This is a genomic window from Terribacillus jepli, from assembly GCF_047228925.1.
Classification (GTDB): Bacteria; Bacillota; Bacilli; order Bacillales; family Amphibacillaceae; genus Terribacillus.
This window is the reverse complement of sequence record NZ_JBFEGH010000013.1, coordinates 20,189-35,636: the sequence shown is the minus strand read 5'-3', so window position 1 is coordinate 35,636 and position 15,448 is coordinate 20,189. Positions and strand designations below refer to the sequence as shown.

Genomic DNA, 15,448 nt, shown 5'->3' with positions numbered 1-15,448 from the left:
GTGCAAAGCTCTTTTTTTCATTCAGGTATATAACGAAGGATCGGCTTTCTGGCAGCAGTCGTCTCATCCATTCTGCTGACGACTGTCGTGTGCGGTGCTTCCTGGACGATCTCTGGATTATGTTCTGCATCTGCAGCGATCTCCAGCATCGTATCGATGAAACTATCCAATGTTTCTTTTGCTTCCGTTTCGGTCGGCTCGATCATCAGCGCTTCCTCTACGTTGAGCGGGAAGTAGATGGTCGGCGGATGATAGCCAAAATCAAGCAATCGTTTGGCCATATCAAGTGTCCGGACTCCTAGTTTTTTCTGTCTGCGTCCGGAGAGAACGAATTCATGCTTGCAATGCTGTGCGTATGGCAAATCAAATGCTTCACTTAAGCGACGCATCATGTAATTCGCATTCAGAACTGCATATTCACTTACGCGTTTCAATCCTTCTGGCCCCATTGTACGGATATACGTATATGCACGAACATTTATACCGAAGTTTCCGTAATATGGCTTCACGCGCCCGATTGAATCCGGACGATCTTCGTCAAGAATGATTTCTTCTCCTGCTCTGCGTACGATTGGCTTTGGCAAAAAGGCAGCCAGCTCTTCCGATACACCGACAGGACCAGATCCCGGACCACCGCCGCCATGCGGGCCGGTGAACGTCTTATGCAAATTCAAGTGCACGACATCAAAACCCATATCCCCAGGTCTTGTATAGCCCATGATGGCATTGAGATTAGCACCATCATAATATAATTTGCCGCCTGCTTCATGTACAATCTTGGCCATTTCCAAAATATCCTTTTCAAACAGACCGAGTGTATTCGGATTCGTAAGCATCAGTGCTGCTGTATCTTCTCCAACTACCCGACGCAAATCTTCCAAATCCACGAGTCCTTCTTCATTGGATTTAACCGTCACGGATTCAAATCCAGCAACTGTTGCCGAAGCAGGGTTCGTTCCATGGGCAGAATCCGGCACGATGACCTTCGTACGCTGCGTCTCCCCATTTTTCTCATGCAAGGCACGGATCATCATTAGTCCCGTCCATTCCCCATGAGCTCCTGCTGCTGGCTGCAAACTAACCTCATGCATGCCAGTGATTTCCTTCAGCTGCTCCTGCAGATCGAACATAAGCTCCAGCGCACCTTGTGCCGTTTTTGGATCCTGATATGGATGCACATGGCTGAAACCGTCCATGCGGACGACATCTTCATTGATTTTCGGATTATACTTCATCGTACAGGAGCCGAGCGGATAAAATCCAGAATCCACACCGTAATTCCTTCTTGAAAGAGCTGTATAATGCCGGATGATCTGCAGCTCACTCAATTCTGGAAGCGCTGCTGGCTCACTTCGAATATAATCTGAATCGAAAACTTCCGATAGATCCGTTTCAGGAACATCCAGCGACGGCAAACTGTATCCCGTCCTGCCTGGTTTCGTTTGTTCAAATAACAATGGGAAATCAGTATTGTTTTGCATGGACTGCCGCCACCTCTCTTACGAATGTATCAATCTGTTCTTTTGTGCGCTGCTCCGTCACAGCAACAAGTATGTGGTTCTTCAAACGATCATCTATCCGTCCCAAGTGATACCCCCCGATAAACCCTTGTGTAACCAGATGATCATTCAGTGCATCCGCATCGTCGTCTACTTTAATTACCAATTCATTGAAGAAGGCGCCTTGGAAGGCGACTTGCAGCCCGTGTGCTTCAAGCTGCTTTTTCATATAGTGGGCTTTCTGTATGTTCAAGTGAGCCATCTCAGCCACACCTTTTTTCCCTAGTGCACTCATTGCAACTGAAGAAGCCAGTGCGTTCAACGCCTGATTGGAACAAATATTCGACGTCGCCTTATCGCGGCGGATATGCTGCTCCCGAGCTTGCAGTGTGAGGACAAAGCCACGTCTGCCTTCTTCATCCTTCGTCTGACCGACAAGCCTTCCCGGCAGTTTGCGCATCAATTTAGCCGAGCTTGCGAAATAACCGCAATGCGGGCCGCCAAATTGTGCTGGAATACCAAACACCTGTGTATCACCGACGACAATATCGGCTCCGAAACTTCCTGGCGGTGTCAAGAAACCCAAAGCCAGCGGATTGCTGGAAACGACCATCATCGCTTTTGGCTGTGTATCAATGATTTTTCTAACGTCGGCAAGCGGTTCGACTTGACCGAAGAAATTCGGATACTGGATGATGACGCTGGCCGTATTTTCATCCACTAACTCTTCCAACGCTTTTAAATCAGTCAACCCTTCCTTATGCGGGACAGTGACGACTTCCAAGTGTTGTCCTCTTCCATAGGAATCGATCACTTGACGCGATTCCGGGTGAACCGTTTCAGATACAATGATCTTTCTCTTCCTCGAATGACCCGCACTCAATGTGGCTGCTTCGGCAAGAGCTGTTCCGCCATCGTACATGGAACTATTCGCTACATCCATTCCAGTCAGCTCGGCTATCATTGTCTGGAATTCAAAAATGGCCTGCAGTTCACCTTGGGAAATTTCAGGCTGATACGGCGTATAAGCTGTATAAAACTCAGACCTGGAAATAACATGATCGACGATGGAAGGAATATAATGATCGTACACACCCGCACCAAGGAAGGAAGCATGTGTTTTCATCGTGATATTGCGATCTGCCAAGTCAGCAAGTTCCGCTTTCAGTTCTCCTTCACTCTTCGTTTCTTTGATCCGGAGCGGCTCTTTCAAGCGAACCTCTTCCGGAATATCAGAGAAAAGCTCCTCTGTGTCCTTCACACCGATCGTTTGCAGCATTTCTTCTTTGTCTTGCTCTGTCATCGGTAAGTATCTGAAATCCATGGCGTATCCCCCTATTTCCGCTTATAGAATGGTATTGTGACAACCTTGGCCAGTAATCTTTTTTTCCGGATCTGCACCTCTACAATATTGCCTACCTCAGCAGCATCTGCTTGTATGAGGGCAAGGCCGATCGATTTATCCAGCGTAGGCGACTTGGTGCCAGTCGTTATCTCACCAATCTGTTCATCATCGCTGAAGACTGGATACCCATGACGGGGAATGCCTTTATCCAGCATTTCAATACCGACTAGCTTTCGTTCAGTTCCGATCTCTTTTTGCTTTTTTAAGACTTCTTTCCCGATGAAGTCGGCGGACTTATTCGTTTTCACCGCAAAGCCGATACCAGCTTCGACTGGAGTGATTTCCTTTGTCAATTCATTTCCATACAAAGGCAAATTCGCTTCAAAACGCAATGTGTCCCTCGCTCCGAGTCCGACTGGCTGAAGATTATATAGCTGACCTGTCTTTAACAGCAGTTCCCAGACAGCTTGCCCGCTTGCGGCAGGTCCATAGATCTCAAAACCATCTTCGCCCGTGTAGCCTGTGCGAGAGATCAGGAAATCCCCCTCAATGCCTTCCAGTTTCGCTGGATAAGCAAAACGGAAAAACGAAATTTCCGACAATTCAGCTGCTGCCACCTGCTGTAGGATTTGCTCTGCATGGGGTCCTTGGAGGGCAACCTGCATGTAGGCTTCTGAATGATTCTCGATTTCCACGCCATCACGTTTGTGGGAAAGCAGCCATCCGAAATCCTTTTCGGTATTGGCGGCATTGACAACCAATAGATAACGATTTTCCTCCAGCATATAAACGATCAGGTCGTCCACTGTTCCCCCATCTTCATGACACATGACGCTGTACTGCGCTTTATTCGGGACGAGCAAGTCCACGTCATTCGTCAAGACATACTGCAGGAAATCCTTGCTCGCTGGTCCGTGAACCAAAATCTCCCCCATATGGGATACATCGAATAAACCAGCAGATTGCCTTACAGCATGATGCTCTTCCTGGATGCTGCTGAAATGTACCGGCAATTCCCAGCCGCCAAAATCGATCGTCTTGCTGTTAGCCTGATAAGCAGGATAAAGCGGTGTTCGTTTCAACTCACTCATCATCCTTCTCCTCTCTTATGTAACTCGCAACAAAAAACAGAGCCCATCTCAAATACATTTTGAGGGGCTCTGTCCATTTACCAGAAAGTTTCTTATCGTCCTTGGACCATAATTGCTTCTTGGGTGGCTTCCACTATGGAAACACTCTCCAGAGTTGCGTCGTGCTGGAGTTCTTTTGCCTGAGAGATTCACTCAATATTTGCTCCTTCGGCGCCGCTGTGCAGCGGTCTCTCCTCCAACATTCACTCGCGGTTTATGAAATTGTAAATCGCGGGCATACTAACAGACAATCAACCTATAAAAAAGCAAAACCCAAACATTCTAACAAAAAATATTAATAATGTTTGGTTTCAGCCTCATTATAACATAACAATTTTAGATTGTGTCTATCTTTTTATGCTTTTTCATAAAACTCCGAAGAATAAGGAGATGAGTTTACGATGCATGCGGAAATACATGATGATCAGCAATTTATCGACATGATGGATGATGTGCTGCAGCACGAAGGAGATACAGCATCCTGGGAGCATTTTCAAATGGCTTATACAGCTGCCAAAGAAACGAATATTGACACCTTCACTGGTTTGGTCGCTCCTGGGTATCTGCCCCACATGACCTTCCATCCGCACCAGCTCCAAGCGAGCCAGCGGGTAGTCGAGGAGATGAACGGACGCGCCATCCTGGCAGATGAAGTAGGTTTGGGAAAAACGATAGAAGCAGGTCTTGTATTGAAAGAATTGATGATTCGCGGCTTAGTGAAAAAAGTACTCCTTCTTGTCCCTGCATCCCTTGTCAACCAGTGGGTGAATGAATTGAATTCCAAGTTCCATATACCAGCCGCCTCCCAGCGCAAGCAGTATGTGTGGGAGCATTACGACGTGATCGTCTCCTCCATCGACCTGGCTAAACGCTCTCCTCACCGGGAAATCATCCTGGAGCAGGACTACGATTTCGTACTTATCGATGAGGCACATAAACTGAAGAACAGCCGGACAAAGAACTATGCTTTCATCCAGGCGCTGAAAAAGAAATATTGTCTGCTGCTGACTGCAACGCCAGTTCAAAACAGACTGAGTGACATTTATAATCTCGTATCCTTATTAAAGCCTGGCTATCTTGGCAGCTATAAGCAATTCAAAGACACATATGGAGATGATCGCAAAGATGCAGAAGAGCATCATTATTTGAAGGAACTTATCCGAAAAGTGATGGTCCGCAACCGCCGCGAAGAAACAGGGCTGCAATGGACAAAGCGGAAAGTCGAGACCATTTGGATCGATTTCACCGAAGCAGAGCGTCAGGTGTATGAGCATATGCAGGATTCCACCAGCTCCGCGGCAACTTTTGCGAAAATCACCCTGCTCCGTGAGCTATGCAGCTCCAGGGAAGCAGCGTATTTATCCATGAAGAAAATGGTCGAGGAAAATCCGGAATCGGGTATTGCCTACCTGCCGCTCATGAAAGAAATCGAACAGCTGCCCCAGCATAGCAAAGCATTGAAGGTTGTCGAGCTGATCAAGGCCGCCCCGCCCGGAGAGAAATTCATCATCTTCACAGAATATCGTGCAACGCAATTTTATTTGCAATGGACGCTGAAACAGCATGACATATCGTCTGTTCCTTTCCGGGGAGGTTTCAAAGCCGGCAAAAAGGACTGGATGCGCGAGCTGTTCGAAAAGCACGCGCAAGTCCTGATCGCGACCGAAGCCGGCGGAGAAGGAATCAACCTCCAATTTTGCAGCAATATGATCAATTACGATCTTCCTTGGAACCCGATGCGGCTGGAACAGCGTATCGGCCGTATCCATCGTTTCGGTCAGCAGAAGGATGTGCAAATCTATAATTTTGCCGTACGGAACACACTTGAAGCACACATTCTGGAATTGCTTTATAAGAAAATCAACTTATTCGAGCGGGTAATCGGTAATCTCGATCATATCCTTGCCGAACTTCAACTATCTGATATGGAAAAAGAAATCAAAAGGATCTTCGCTGATTCACGATCCGACGGTGAGGTCAAAGTCAAGCTCGACAATCTGACTGCGGTCATCACCGAAACCGGACAGCAGCTGGAAAGGGAGAAATTACATGGATAAAGAAACACTTCATCAGTTCCTGCGAAAGTTTTTCGTATCGAATGGCTGTCAGCTGCTGGAAGAGAACGATGGCCTGCTCCGTTTCCTTCTCACTCCTGAGTTGGATGAAGAATTGATGAATCGCCCCTTCTATTGGCGTTACAAGAAAAGGCTTGGCCAAGAAGGCGAACCGATGGAGCTCACCCTCCTGACCGATCCGAATCAAACAGCAGAAAAAGCAGAGCATATTCATTTCGGCAGCCCGCGTCTGCATAAGATTTTCCGTCTGATCCGAGAATCCGCTCAAGTTACCCGTCTGTATGAAAAAGTCGATTCAGCCTCCCGGACGCCGTTATACCCATGGCTCATCCGTAATATGAGCGTTCATTTTTCCGGCAAGCGCAAACGTACGGAAACTCATTCTGTTGGATTACAGCTATTGAATGGTCAGCTTGCAACCGATTGGATGGAGAACTTCTCGCAGGTGGAATTCAAACAGCAAATCAGTGATCAATGCTATTGCCTTTCCCCCATCATCCGATACCAGAGCGGCTATCAGCGTATCAGCAGCTATATGCAGTCTTATTTGCATACCATCGATGATGACTGGGTAAAGGAAACAGCTGATACACTCAAACAGGAAGAAGCTTTACTGGCGCATTTCTTTGACCAAAGCAATCAGGAAGATTTGGAAGAGGAGGTTCGGGAGGAAAGAACCGCATTGTACCAAAACGAACTAGACGCCCTGCACAAAAGACTGATACCATCCATTCGAATGGAAACGATCAATGCCGGTATCTTCTATCTGTCGGAAGGGACCTCCCGAAAACTGCTCCATAAAAAAGAGGCCTGAACCTTGTTCGGGCCTCTTACTTTTTACGACGGAAGAATAATTTGAAAGCAAATGGCAGTACACCAAACCACTTTCCGTGCAGCTGATGTTTTTCTTTTTCCTTCTCTTTCTTCTCCTGCTTCGGCGCATCCATCTTTTTCACCAGCTCCTGGGTTACGAATCGGAAATAATCATTTGAGGACATCTCCTAACCTCCTTACTTTTACTTATTAGGGTAGCCAATTTCAATTCTTTCCATACACCATGAACCAAGAAGACTGTATGTATCAGGGTTAATTGGTTTTAAGCATGCTTGCATGGTCGATTTTGGTATTTTCTCTAGATGACGACTCTTTTGATCTTATAGTAAGGTATCAGCTAAGGAGGTGACATACGTGCAGGGCAGTCCTTCGTATTTCGCAGAAAATCTAATGGAGGAAGCAATTCGGCAGCAAGCCTCAGACATACACTTTACGCCAGAGGAGAATGAAACAAGCGTATATATACGAATCCACGGAAAACGAATCCTTCACAGCCGTCTTTCGACCATGAGCTTTCGCAAACTTATCGCCTATTACAAATTCGTCAGCGGAATGGATATTGGGGAAATGCAAAAACCTCAGGACGGGGCGATGCCATTTTCCTATAAAGGGCAAAAACAATATTCTCTCCGGCTATCCACCTTGCCTCTTAAGCAAACGGAGAGCTTGGCAATTCGAATCCTGCCCCAAAGCGATGCCCCTTTGCTCGATCAGCTTTTATTATTTCCTTTTCAAATTCACAAGTTGCGCCAGCTGTTGGTGGAAAACACAGGAATCCTGCTGTTTACCGGACCGACTGGCAGTGGGAAAACGACGACAATGTACGCCCTTCTCCAGGATTTATTGCAAAAGAAAGCGTATCAAGCCATCACCTTGGAGGATCCAATTGAAAAGAGAATGGAGAATATGCTGCAAGTACAAGTGAATGAAAAAGCTGGCCTTACCTACCAGGCGGGGTTGAAAGCGGCGTTGCGTCATGATCCCGATGTGCTGATGATCGGGGAAATCCGGGATGAAACGACCGCGAGTTTTGCATTTGAAACGGCCAGGACAGGACACCTGGTCATCAGCACGCTGCACGCCAAAAATGCTGCAGGCGCCATTCATCGATTAAGAGAAATGGGGATACCGGAAGCGGATTTACAACATACCTTGATCGGTGTAGCTTCACTGGAGCTGCTCCCAGTCACTGCGCCACGTTCTTCTCGCGCTGCCATTATGGAGCTGGCAGATTCTGATCAAATCAGCTGCTTGCTGAGAGCGTACAATACATCTTTCCTGACATTTGCGAAACTTAGGAGGAAAGCTTATGCATATGGTTTTATCACGGAAAAAAATTATCAGGTTCAAGAAGGAAGACAAACTGCTATCTATGGAACAGCAGATGCTTTTCCTGCAGCAGCTTCATCGAATGCGCATGCAAGGCTATGACATGGCTCACTCGCTTGATTTCCTGCACTGGCAGCCGCAATGGCAATCCGTAACCCGGAAGTTACAAGAAAGTCTACAACAGGGTCTCAGACTGGATGAAGCTTTCTCTCACGCTCGTTTTTCACCTTTTATCGTCATCCATCTCTACGTGGCCCATCACGATGGAAACCTGGGAGATGCATTGGAACGAAGCTATACCACTTTGCACAAACAGATGCAGCAGCTGACGAAATTCAAGAAAGTCACCCGATATCCAGTCTTTCTTTTAATCAGTATCTTTTTGCTTCTCTTCTTCGTCAAGTTGTATGTCTACCCTTCTTTTCTTTCCCTATTCGCTTATTCCGCAGATTCTGCGGACCTTCTTGGCTTTTTTTCCAGTTTGGTGAATTTCTTTTTGTATGGCAGTTTGGCTTTCGGTGCGATTGGCATCGGTCTATTCCTCTCCCAAGAGCATCTTCGGAAACGATTATCATCGGAAAAGAAACGCTATTACCTGGAAAGACTGCCTGGCATTCATCGGATTGCCCGTACAAGGACAAGTTTTCAGTTCGCCATTCAACTAGGCAATCTTCTTACAGCCGGACTGTCGTTATTTGAAAGCCTTAAGCTTTTGTCCAAACAGCATTATCACGATATGCTGCAGCTGTACAGCAGCATATTGCTTTCCCAGCTGTCTTCCGGCCGGACGATGGACGAGTGCCTGCCTGGCTTCCCGCTGCTCGATGCGCAGCTTCAGAGCATTCTTATAAATCAAGGGGATGTAGCATCCCAATCGAAGGATCTGCTGATGTATGCAGAAATCATGACTTCCAAAATGGAGGAACGGACAAAGACCTACCTTCATCTCCTGCAGCCTATTCTGCTTTGCATCATGGCCCTTTGTATCATCATCGTTTATTTATCTTTGCTGTTGCCCATGTTCCAGATGGTCAATACATTATAGAAAGAGGTTAACTAGTGAGAAACGAAAAGGGATTCACATTGGTTGAAATGCTTATTGTCTTACTCGTCATTTCTGTTTTGATGATCCTGGTTGTACCCAATCTGGCTGATAAAAATGATCGTGTCCAAACGCAAGGATGCGATGCGTTAGTAAAATTAGCAGAAAGCCAAGTCCAGACATATAAGATCGACCACGGAACAGCCCCTACCTCCCTGTCCCAGCTTCAAAACGGATACTTGACGGAGACGACATGTCAAGGCGGTAAACGAACCTTGGTGATCAGTCCTGGAGGCGGAGTTTCTTTGACAGATGTATCAGGATAATAAAAATGGAGGTTACAGTTTACTTGAATTGATGATTGTGCTGGGTTTGTCTTCCTTTTTGATTGCAATCGGAACTGGAATCCATCATCATCTCCTCGTAAAAGCAGAAGTGAACCAATTCAAACAACAGCTGGAACAAGACCTTCTTTATCTCCAGCAATACACCCGGTTCGACAGGACGGCCAAGCTTTACCTGGAAAAAGAAAAATATGAGATTTACTCAGGGAAATTACAAGAGGATGTATTAGTCCGGAAAATTCCAGATGGTTATGCAATCAAAATTTCTCCTGAGGCCATGTCATTTGCCTTCAGCCAATCAGGTACAGTACTAAATCCAGGCAGTCTGACCTTATACACTCCAACAGGAACTGAAAAACTTGTTTTTCAGCTCGGCAAAGGAAGGGGACGCTATGAGAGCAGTTCCTAAACAAAGTGGGTTTCTTTTATTGGATGCTTTGTTCAGCTTCGGTATGTTCCTGCTTATGTGTACCCTGCTGCTACCCTCATTGATTGATCTGAGAAAAGAACAACTCATCCAAGAAACAAAGGCAGCGTATTATAGCCTGCTCCAAAATGAACTGGCCAAGCCCAATCCAAAAAACCAAAAGTCGTACGAGGACGAGCTGGTTATAGAGTTGGCATTCAGTATCGAAGATGGGATGAAGAAGGGATGTCTTGAATTAAAAGGAGGTGGAAGAGAGGAGAGAAACTGCTTATATGGATATCTCGAGTAATAAAGGCTTCACACTCCTGGAAGTATTGATCACACTAAGTATATTGATCTTGATCCTTTCATCCATTCCTCCCCTGCTCGCGCCCATGACTCAAAATACAGAAACAGAGTCATTATCAGTCCGACAAGCACTTCACTTCATTTCAATGGAAGTACACAAAGGAAACTTTGTAGGAATAGAGGAAAATAGACTTTTCATCGAGGACCAGCAAGGGAGGATAGCTGTCTTTGAACAATATAAAGATATGATTCGGAGACGCGTTAACGGTAAAGGCCATGAAATCTACCTTCATCATATTGAGAATTTGGAATTTCAGTTGGATGGAAGCACCATCATTGCAATAGTTCGAGGAAAAGAGGGAGCGTCGTATGAAAAGCGGATTGTTACGGAATGAAAAAGGATTCCTCCATCCTTTCCTCCTTTTCCTTACAGCTTTTTTCCTGCTCTTGATCACTTCCGCCAGCTTGCTTCTTGCCATTAGGGTACAATCGACGGAACTGCTATTCGAGCAATACAAATTAGAGCAAGCTGCGTCCATTGCAACCAATACTGTTGAAAAACACTATCTCCCAAATCTGAATACAGAGGAAAAAACGCTTCAAATTCATAACGAAGCTGTGGAAGCCGATGTAACGATCAGCAGGAATGATGGACAGATTCTTGTACATTATGTAATCAAAACAGATTATACTGAAAAACCGATAATTTTTTATAAAAAATATCACTCATCATGAATAAGTACATTACAATCGTGCAAACTAATTTTTGTACGATGGGCTATAGCCAAGAGGTAAGGCAGCGGGTTTTGGTCCCGTTATCGTTGGTTCGAATCCAGCTAGCCCAGTAAAATGAAATCCCGCCGATATGGCGGGATTTTTTTATGTCAGGAATGGATTTTTGGCTTGCTCTTCCCCTATTGTCGTTTTCGGCCCATGTCCTGGATAGACCTCATAATCATCCGGTAATGTCAATAATTGATCCGTTATGCTCTGCATCAAAGTCGGCAGATCACCCCGGTACAAATCGGTTCGTCCAATACCGCGCTGGAACAATGCATCGCCAACGATTGCACGCTTATCTTCGTGGAAGACCAACGTGACACTCCCAGGGGAATGTCCGGGTGTATGACGGATTTCAAAAGCAAACTGCCCAATTTTCATCTCACCGGGTTTCAGATTCTCATCAGCATCCCTTGCCGTAATTTGCTTGACCGGAAACATTTTTGATCCATTCTTGCCTGGATCACCAAGCCAATCGGTTTCTTCTTCATGCAGATAAACAGGAATATGATAAATATCCCTGGCATCATCCACTGCCCCGATATGATCGAAGTGGGCATGTGTCAAAAGGATTGCCTGTGGCCGCAGCTCTTTTTGCTTGATCCATTCAATCAATTTGACACTATCACCGCCTGGATCAATAATGAGGCAGTCGTTTTTTGATTCCACTATGTAACAGTTCGTTCCCATGGGTCCGAGACTTATTGTATGTATTTTCATTTTTTGGATGCCCCTTTCCAGAAAAACTTAAAAGTTCGCTCGACAAGTATATATTAGTGTACTACTATATAGAAAGTATTTACCAAGCTACTATTAACACAAGTATAGCAGGAAACCAATTATTATGCTCATAGGAGGGCAGGCAAGTGATTTTATCCATCATCTTGTTTCTTTTTGCATTTCTTTGTGTACGCACATTTATCACCGAATGCAGAAAGAAACAAGTGACACAGGCCATCTTTACTTTTATTTATGCGGCTGTAATCACGACTATTTCCATTATGAACTTATTATAAGCCAATCAAGAAAAGGATCGTTGCTGGTGCAACGATCCTTTTTGTCAGCTAGCTTTTTCTTTGCCTTCTTTGAAATCATAAAATCTGAGTAAGTCACCATAGATGATCCGGTCGGAATAATTCAGTTCTTTTGTCACTTGTTCCTGTATCGGCTCACAGACACTTTCAATCTGTTCACCGGTTTCCCCGGATATCTCTGCTTCTTCCCCTTCTTTATCATCCGCTGGTTCACCTGTCAGCCTGTCATAGCACATATCATTGGTGAACACATAATCATCACTGATGAAATCTCCATTTCGCAATGCAATGTACTCTTTACGATTTTCTGCAAACACATCATTACCGAATTGGATGTCATGTTCGGATTCAATTCCCAACAAACCAAGTATAGTCGGTTTCACATCAATCTGTCCGGCAACCTTTTCCATCACCTGCCCATTTCCATCACCTGGAATGTGGATGAAGAATGGCACGCGCTGATTCTGTACTTGCTGATATGGCGTGATATCTTTGCCCAAGTACTGGCTCATCGCTTTATTGTGATATTCACTGATGCCATAGTGATCGCCCATCATGACGATGATGGAATCCTCATATTCGCCGGATTCTTTCAGCTGCTCAAAAAATTGCTGCACTGCTTCGTCTGTATAGCGTGCTGTTTGGAAATACTTATTTAATGTCTGGGAATTGGAATCAAACTGATCGATCGTCGCTTCCTCTTCCGGCAAATCGAATGGGTGGTGGTTCGTCAACGTGATGAACTTCGTGTAATATGGCTGTTCCATCTCTTGCAAGTATGGAATGGACTGTTCAAAGAATGGTTTATCCATCAGTCCCCAACCGACTGTGTTCTGATCCTCGCCTTCTGGAATGACGTCATAGCTATTTTCATCATAGAATGTATCGTAGCCGAGGCTGTCGTACATCACATCACGATTCCAGAAGCTGGAGTTGTTCGAATGGAAGACAGCAGTAGTATAATCGTGCTGCCCGAGAATTTCAGGTGTTCCATTGTATTCATTTTGTCCATGTGTGAAAAACACAGCACCACGCGGCAGCGGGTATAAAGAATTTTCAACAAGGAATTCGGAATCAGAGGTCTTCCCTTGTTCTGTCTGGTGATAAAAATTTTCAAAGTAATACGTATCTTTATCTTCTGTCAGACTGTTAAGGAATGGTGTGACTTCTTCTCCATTCAATTCGTTGTTGATCAGGAAGCTTTGCATGGACTCCAAGGAAATGAAGATGACATTCTTCCCTTTCGCCTGCCCGAATTTAGCCGATTTGTCTGTCTCTACTTCTTCATTTACATACGAGAGGATTTCCGGGAGTTCATTCCCGTCGGCAAATACGCGCTGGGCTTCTGTCTTGGATTGCATGACGGCATCATAGATGTGGAAGTTGAACAAACCGATGTTCTTGACCAAGTACTCCCGGTCAAAGCCGCGGGTGAATAGCTGCGGACGCTCGGCCTCTGCCAGCCCGATGTTTATGATGACGACAGCCGCGATAGCAGCCATGGTCGAAATTTTCTTTCTGCGAAGATAATCGACTGTCATAGTATTTTTATAACGGTAGCTCAGGAACCAAATGATAGCCAAATCCAAAAACAGCAGGATATCCTGTGGATAGATGAGGCTGAGAATACTGCCGCCAAGGTCTGCGGCATTACTTCCTTGCATGAGGACCGGCACTGTGAGGAAATCACTGAAGTGACGGTAGAAAATCAAGTTGATGTACAAGATGATAGAACCCACCAGGCTGATGAACCGGATGTACCGTATCTGCCATTTACGTGAGAATAATACGCTGAGGCCAAAAGCCAGAAAAGCACTTACAAATGGATTCAGCAGCAGAATGAATTCCTGCATGGCATTATCCAAACTGATGTTGAATAGGAAACGATAAATGATATACGTCTTCAGTCCAAACAAAACTGTCGCCAAAATATATAATGGTGCAGTGAATGTTCGCTTCAAGTAAAAATCCTCCTCATTATAGAACAGAGCGTAAAACAGATGGCAGCAACTTGCGCTGCTGCCATGCACGCATTTCTTTCTTTATTTTGCGGCCTCTTCCAAGTGCTGTTTGACAAGGTACGCAGCACCGTAGACACCTGCATCATTGCCGAGCTGTGCCGGCACGATTTCACATTCATAGGTTGTTCGCGGCAGCGCTGCTTTTTTGAACGTTTCCTTGATAGGACCGATCAAAGCATCCCCTGCTTTTGATACGCCGCCCCCGATAATGATCCGGGAAGGATTCGTAAGGATAGCCGCATTGGATAAAACATGTGCCAAGACAGTGGTTGCTCTGTCCACAATCCCTTTGGCATGTTCATCCCCTTTGGCAGCGAGCTCAAAAACATCTTTGGAAGAAACTTGACCGTTATCGGCAAGGCGTTTTCCCAAACCGCTCTGTGGATGCTCAACAGCAGACTCGGTTGCCAGCCGGCTGATGCCGGTAGCAGAAGAGATTGTTTCCAAACATCCTTTGCGCCCGCAATTGCATGGTGCACCATTTTCCTCGACCGTGACATGGCCGATTTCCCCGGCAGTACCATTGATACCATTTATGATATGACCATTAGCAATCAGGCCGGCTCCCACACCTGTTCCCAATGTAATGGCAATGATATTTTCCTGCTGGGCTCCTGCACCTTTCCACACTTCACCCAACGCTGCCAGGTTAGCATCATTGTCGATGAATACAGGTAAACCAGATAATACACCAAGCTCAGCCGAGAGAGGAAAGTCCCGCCAGCCGACATTGACCGCTTCTGCGATGACACCATTTCGCGGGACAACGAAACCCGGAGCCCCTACACCAATGCCTTGGATCCTTTCCTTGGCAATGCCGAGTTCGGACAGCTTCGATTGGATCGTTGCCCAGATTTGCTTCGGTATGTGCAAACCTTGCTCGAACTTATCTGTCTTAATTTCCCATTTTTCTATGATTTCGCTCGTATCATCGATGATGGCGAGCTTGATTGTCGTGCCTCCGATATCGACACCGACCAATAATCCATCCTTACTCATTGTTTCCCGCTCCTTCACGACTATCCGATAAAGCACTTATCTCTTTTTTTAAAATTACATTCGCTTGTCCATATTCCTTTAAAGATAATAGTTTATTGTCATACAGCTCCCGCAGCTCTTCTTGCATCATGCTCAAATCGAGCTTGCGGTCTCCGATGTATACAAAAATGCCATACGATTTCAATAGCTGCATTACATCATAAACCGTTTTCATTCATATCACCTAACATATTATAACAACCTTCACCTAAAATTGAAAATGATTTAAGAATACGTTCACACCTTCTTAACAATATGCCTT

The 15,448-nt window shown here is 45.5% G+C and carries 18 protein-coding genes, 1 tRNA gene and 1 riboswitch; of the genes, 11 read left to right on the top strand and 8 right to left on the bottom strand.

All coding sequences use genetic code 11. The features are described 5' to 3' along the window. Positions 1–17: 17 nt before the first annotated feature. From gcvPB to gcvT, 3 genes are read right to left on the bottom strand one after another with little or no spacing between them, the layout of a single operon-like run. A complete protein-coding gene (gcvPB, locus tag AB1K91_RS14460) occupies positions 18–1,481 on the bottom strand; it encodes an aminomethyl-transferring glycine dehydrogenase subunit GcvPB (protein WP_413090750.1) in 1,464 nt (487 codons plus the stop codon). Next, positions 1,465–2,823, bottom strand: coding sequence for an aminomethyl-transferring glycine dehydrogenase subunit GcvPA (gene gcvPA / locus AB1K91_RS14455; protein ID WP_413090748.1), 1,359 nt, complete (start codon positions 2,821–2,823; stop codon positions 1,465–1,467). The genes gcvPB and gcvPA overlap by 17 nt, the downstream gene beginning before the upstream one ends. 11 nt (positions 2,824–2,834) lie before the next feature. After that, on the bottom strand, positions 2,835–3,935 hold the full coding sequence (gcvT, locus tag AB1K91_RS14450; protein WP_413090746.1) for a glycine cleavage system aminomethyltransferase GcvT: 1,101 nt from the start codon (positions 3,933–3,935) through the stop codon (positions 2,835–2,837). A 157-nt stretch (positions 3,936–4,092) separates the two neighbouring features. Further along, positions 4,093–4,181: riboswitch (glycine riboswitch) on the bottom strand. 194 nt (positions 4,182–4,375) lie between these two features. Between gcvT and AB1K91_RS14445 the strand changes: the two genes are divergently transcribed. Both AB1K91_RS14445 and AB1K91_RS14440 read left to right on the top strand, forming a co-directional pair. Then, a complete protein-coding gene (locus tag AB1K91_RS14445; protein ID WP_413090744.1) occupies positions 4,376–6,031 on the top strand; it encodes a DEAD/DEAH box helicase in 1,656 nt (551 codons plus the stop codon). Beyond that, positions 6,024–6,863 carry a YqhG family protein gene (locus tag AB1K91_RS14440; RefSeq protein WP_413090742.1) on the top strand — a complete coding sequence of 280 codons (840 nt, stop codon included), beginning with the start codon at positions 6,024–6,026 and terminating at the stop codon, positions 6,861–6,863. Before AB1K91_RS14445 ends, AB1K91_RS14440 begins: the two co-directional genes overlap by 8 nt. A gap of 16 nt (positions 6,864–6,879) precedes the next feature. On the opposite strand, the gene AB1K91_RS14435 is transcribed toward AB1K91_RS14440, so the two are convergent. Further along, positions 6,880–7,047: a YqzE family protein gene (locus AB1K91_RS14435; protein ID WP_413090740.1), complete on the bottom strand. Its 168-nt coding sequence runs from the start codon at positions 7,045–7,047 to the stop codon at positions 6,880–6,882. A 190-nt stretch (positions 7,048–7,237) separates the two neighbouring features. On the opposite strand from AB1K91_RS14435, the gene comGA reads away from it, so the two are divergent. The 8 genes from comGA to AB1K91_RS14395 all read left to right on the top strand — a co-directional run bounded on the left by comGA (position 7,238) and on the right by AB1K91_RS14395 (position 11,158). Next, the gene (gene comGA, locus AB1K91_RS14430; protein ID WP_413090739.1) at positions 7,238–8,314 is read left to right on the top strand and encodes a competence type IV pilus ATPase ComGA; all 1,077 of its coding nucleotides are present in this window, start codon (positions 7,238–7,240) and stop codon (positions 8,312–8,314) included. Continuing rightward, positions 8,256–9,257 (top strand): type II secretion system F family protein, encoded by a 1,002-nt coding sequence (locus AB1K91_RS14425; protein ID WP_413090737.1) that lies wholly within the window; start codon positions 8,256–8,258, stop codon positions 9,255–9,257. Before comGA ends, AB1K91_RS14425 begins: the two co-directional genes overlap by 59 nt. Positions 9,258–9,271: 14 nt before the next feature. Then, on the top strand, positions 9,272–9,580 hold the full coding sequence (gene comGC / locus AB1K91_RS14420) for a competence type IV pilus major pilin ComGC (protein ID WP_413090735.1): 309 nt from the start codon (positions 9,272–9,274) through the stop codon (positions 9,578–9,580). Further along, positions 9,567–10,007: a prepilin-type N-terminal cleavage/methylation domain-containing protein gene (locus AB1K91_RS14415; protein WP_413090733.1), complete on the top strand. Its 441-nt coding sequence runs from the start codon at positions 9,567–9,569 to the stop codon at positions 10,005–10,007. Before comGC ends, AB1K91_RS14415 begins: the two co-directional genes overlap by 14 nt. Then, positions 9,991–10,314: a hypothetical protein gene (locus AB1K91_RS14410; protein WP_413090732.1), complete on the top strand. Its 324-nt coding sequence runs from the start codon at positions 9,991–9,993 to the stop codon at positions 10,312–10,314. The genes AB1K91_RS14415 and AB1K91_RS14410 overlap by 17 nt, the downstream gene beginning before the upstream one ends. Next, complete coding sequence (comGF, locus tag AB1K91_RS14405) at positions 10,298–10,708, top strand: competence type IV pilus minor pilin ComGF (RefSeq protein ID WP_413090730.1); 411 nt, start codon at positions 10,298–10,300, stop codon at positions 10,706–10,708. The genes AB1K91_RS14410 and comGF overlap by 17 nt, the downstream gene beginning before the upstream one ends. Further along, on the top strand, positions 10,683–11,048 hold the full coding sequence (locus tag AB1K91_RS14400) for a hypothetical protein (RefSeq protein WP_413090728.1): 366 nt from the start codon (positions 10,683–10,685) through the stop codon (positions 11,046–11,048). The genes comGF and AB1K91_RS14400 overlap by 26 nt, the downstream gene beginning before the upstream one ends. 39 nt (positions 11,049–11,087) lie before the next feature. Continuing rightward, positions 11,088–11,158: transfer RNA gene (locus AB1K91_RS14395), tRNA-Gln, on the top strand. A gap of 34 nt (positions 11,159–11,192) precedes the next feature. Here the strand turns inward: AB1K91_RS14395 and AB1K91_RS14390 are convergent. Next, the gene (locus tag AB1K91_RS14390; protein WP_413090726.1) at positions 11,193–11,813 is read right to left on the bottom strand and encodes an MBL fold metallo-hydrolase; all 621 of its coding nucleotides are present in this window, start codon (positions 11,811–11,813) and stop codon (positions 11,193–11,195) included. 146 nt (positions 11,814–11,959) lie between these two features. Between AB1K91_RS14390 and AB1K91_RS14385 the strand changes: the two genes are divergently transcribed. Beyond that, entirely contained in the window at positions 11,960–12,109 is a 150-nt protein-coding gene (locus tag AB1K91_RS14385) for a hypothetical protein (protein WP_413090724.1), read from the top strand. Between the two features lie 44 nt (positions 12,110–12,153). On the opposite strand, the gene AB1K91_RS14380 is transcribed toward AB1K91_RS14385, so the two are convergent. From AB1K91_RS14380 to AB1K91_RS14370, 3 genes are all read right to left on the bottom strand, one after another. Then, positions 12,154–14,088, bottom strand: coding sequence for an LTA synthase family protein (locus AB1K91_RS14380; protein WP_413090723.1), 1,935 nt, complete (start codon positions 14,086–14,088; stop codon positions 12,154–12,156). A gap of 81 nt (positions 14,089–14,169) precedes the next feature. Continuing rightward, positions 14,170–15,147: an ROK family glucokinase gene (locus AB1K91_RS14375; RefSeq protein ID WP_413090722.1), complete on the bottom strand. Its 978-nt coding sequence runs from the start codon at positions 15,145–15,147 to the stop codon at positions 14,170–14,172. Continuing rightward, a complete protein-coding gene (locus AB1K91_RS14370) occupies positions 15,140–15,361 on the bottom strand; it encodes a YqgQ family protein (RefSeq protein WP_093728469.1) in 222 nt (73 codons plus the stop codon). The genes AB1K91_RS14375 and AB1K91_RS14370 overlap by 8 nt, the downstream gene beginning before the upstream one ends. Positions 15,362–15,448: the final 87 nt, after the last annotated feature.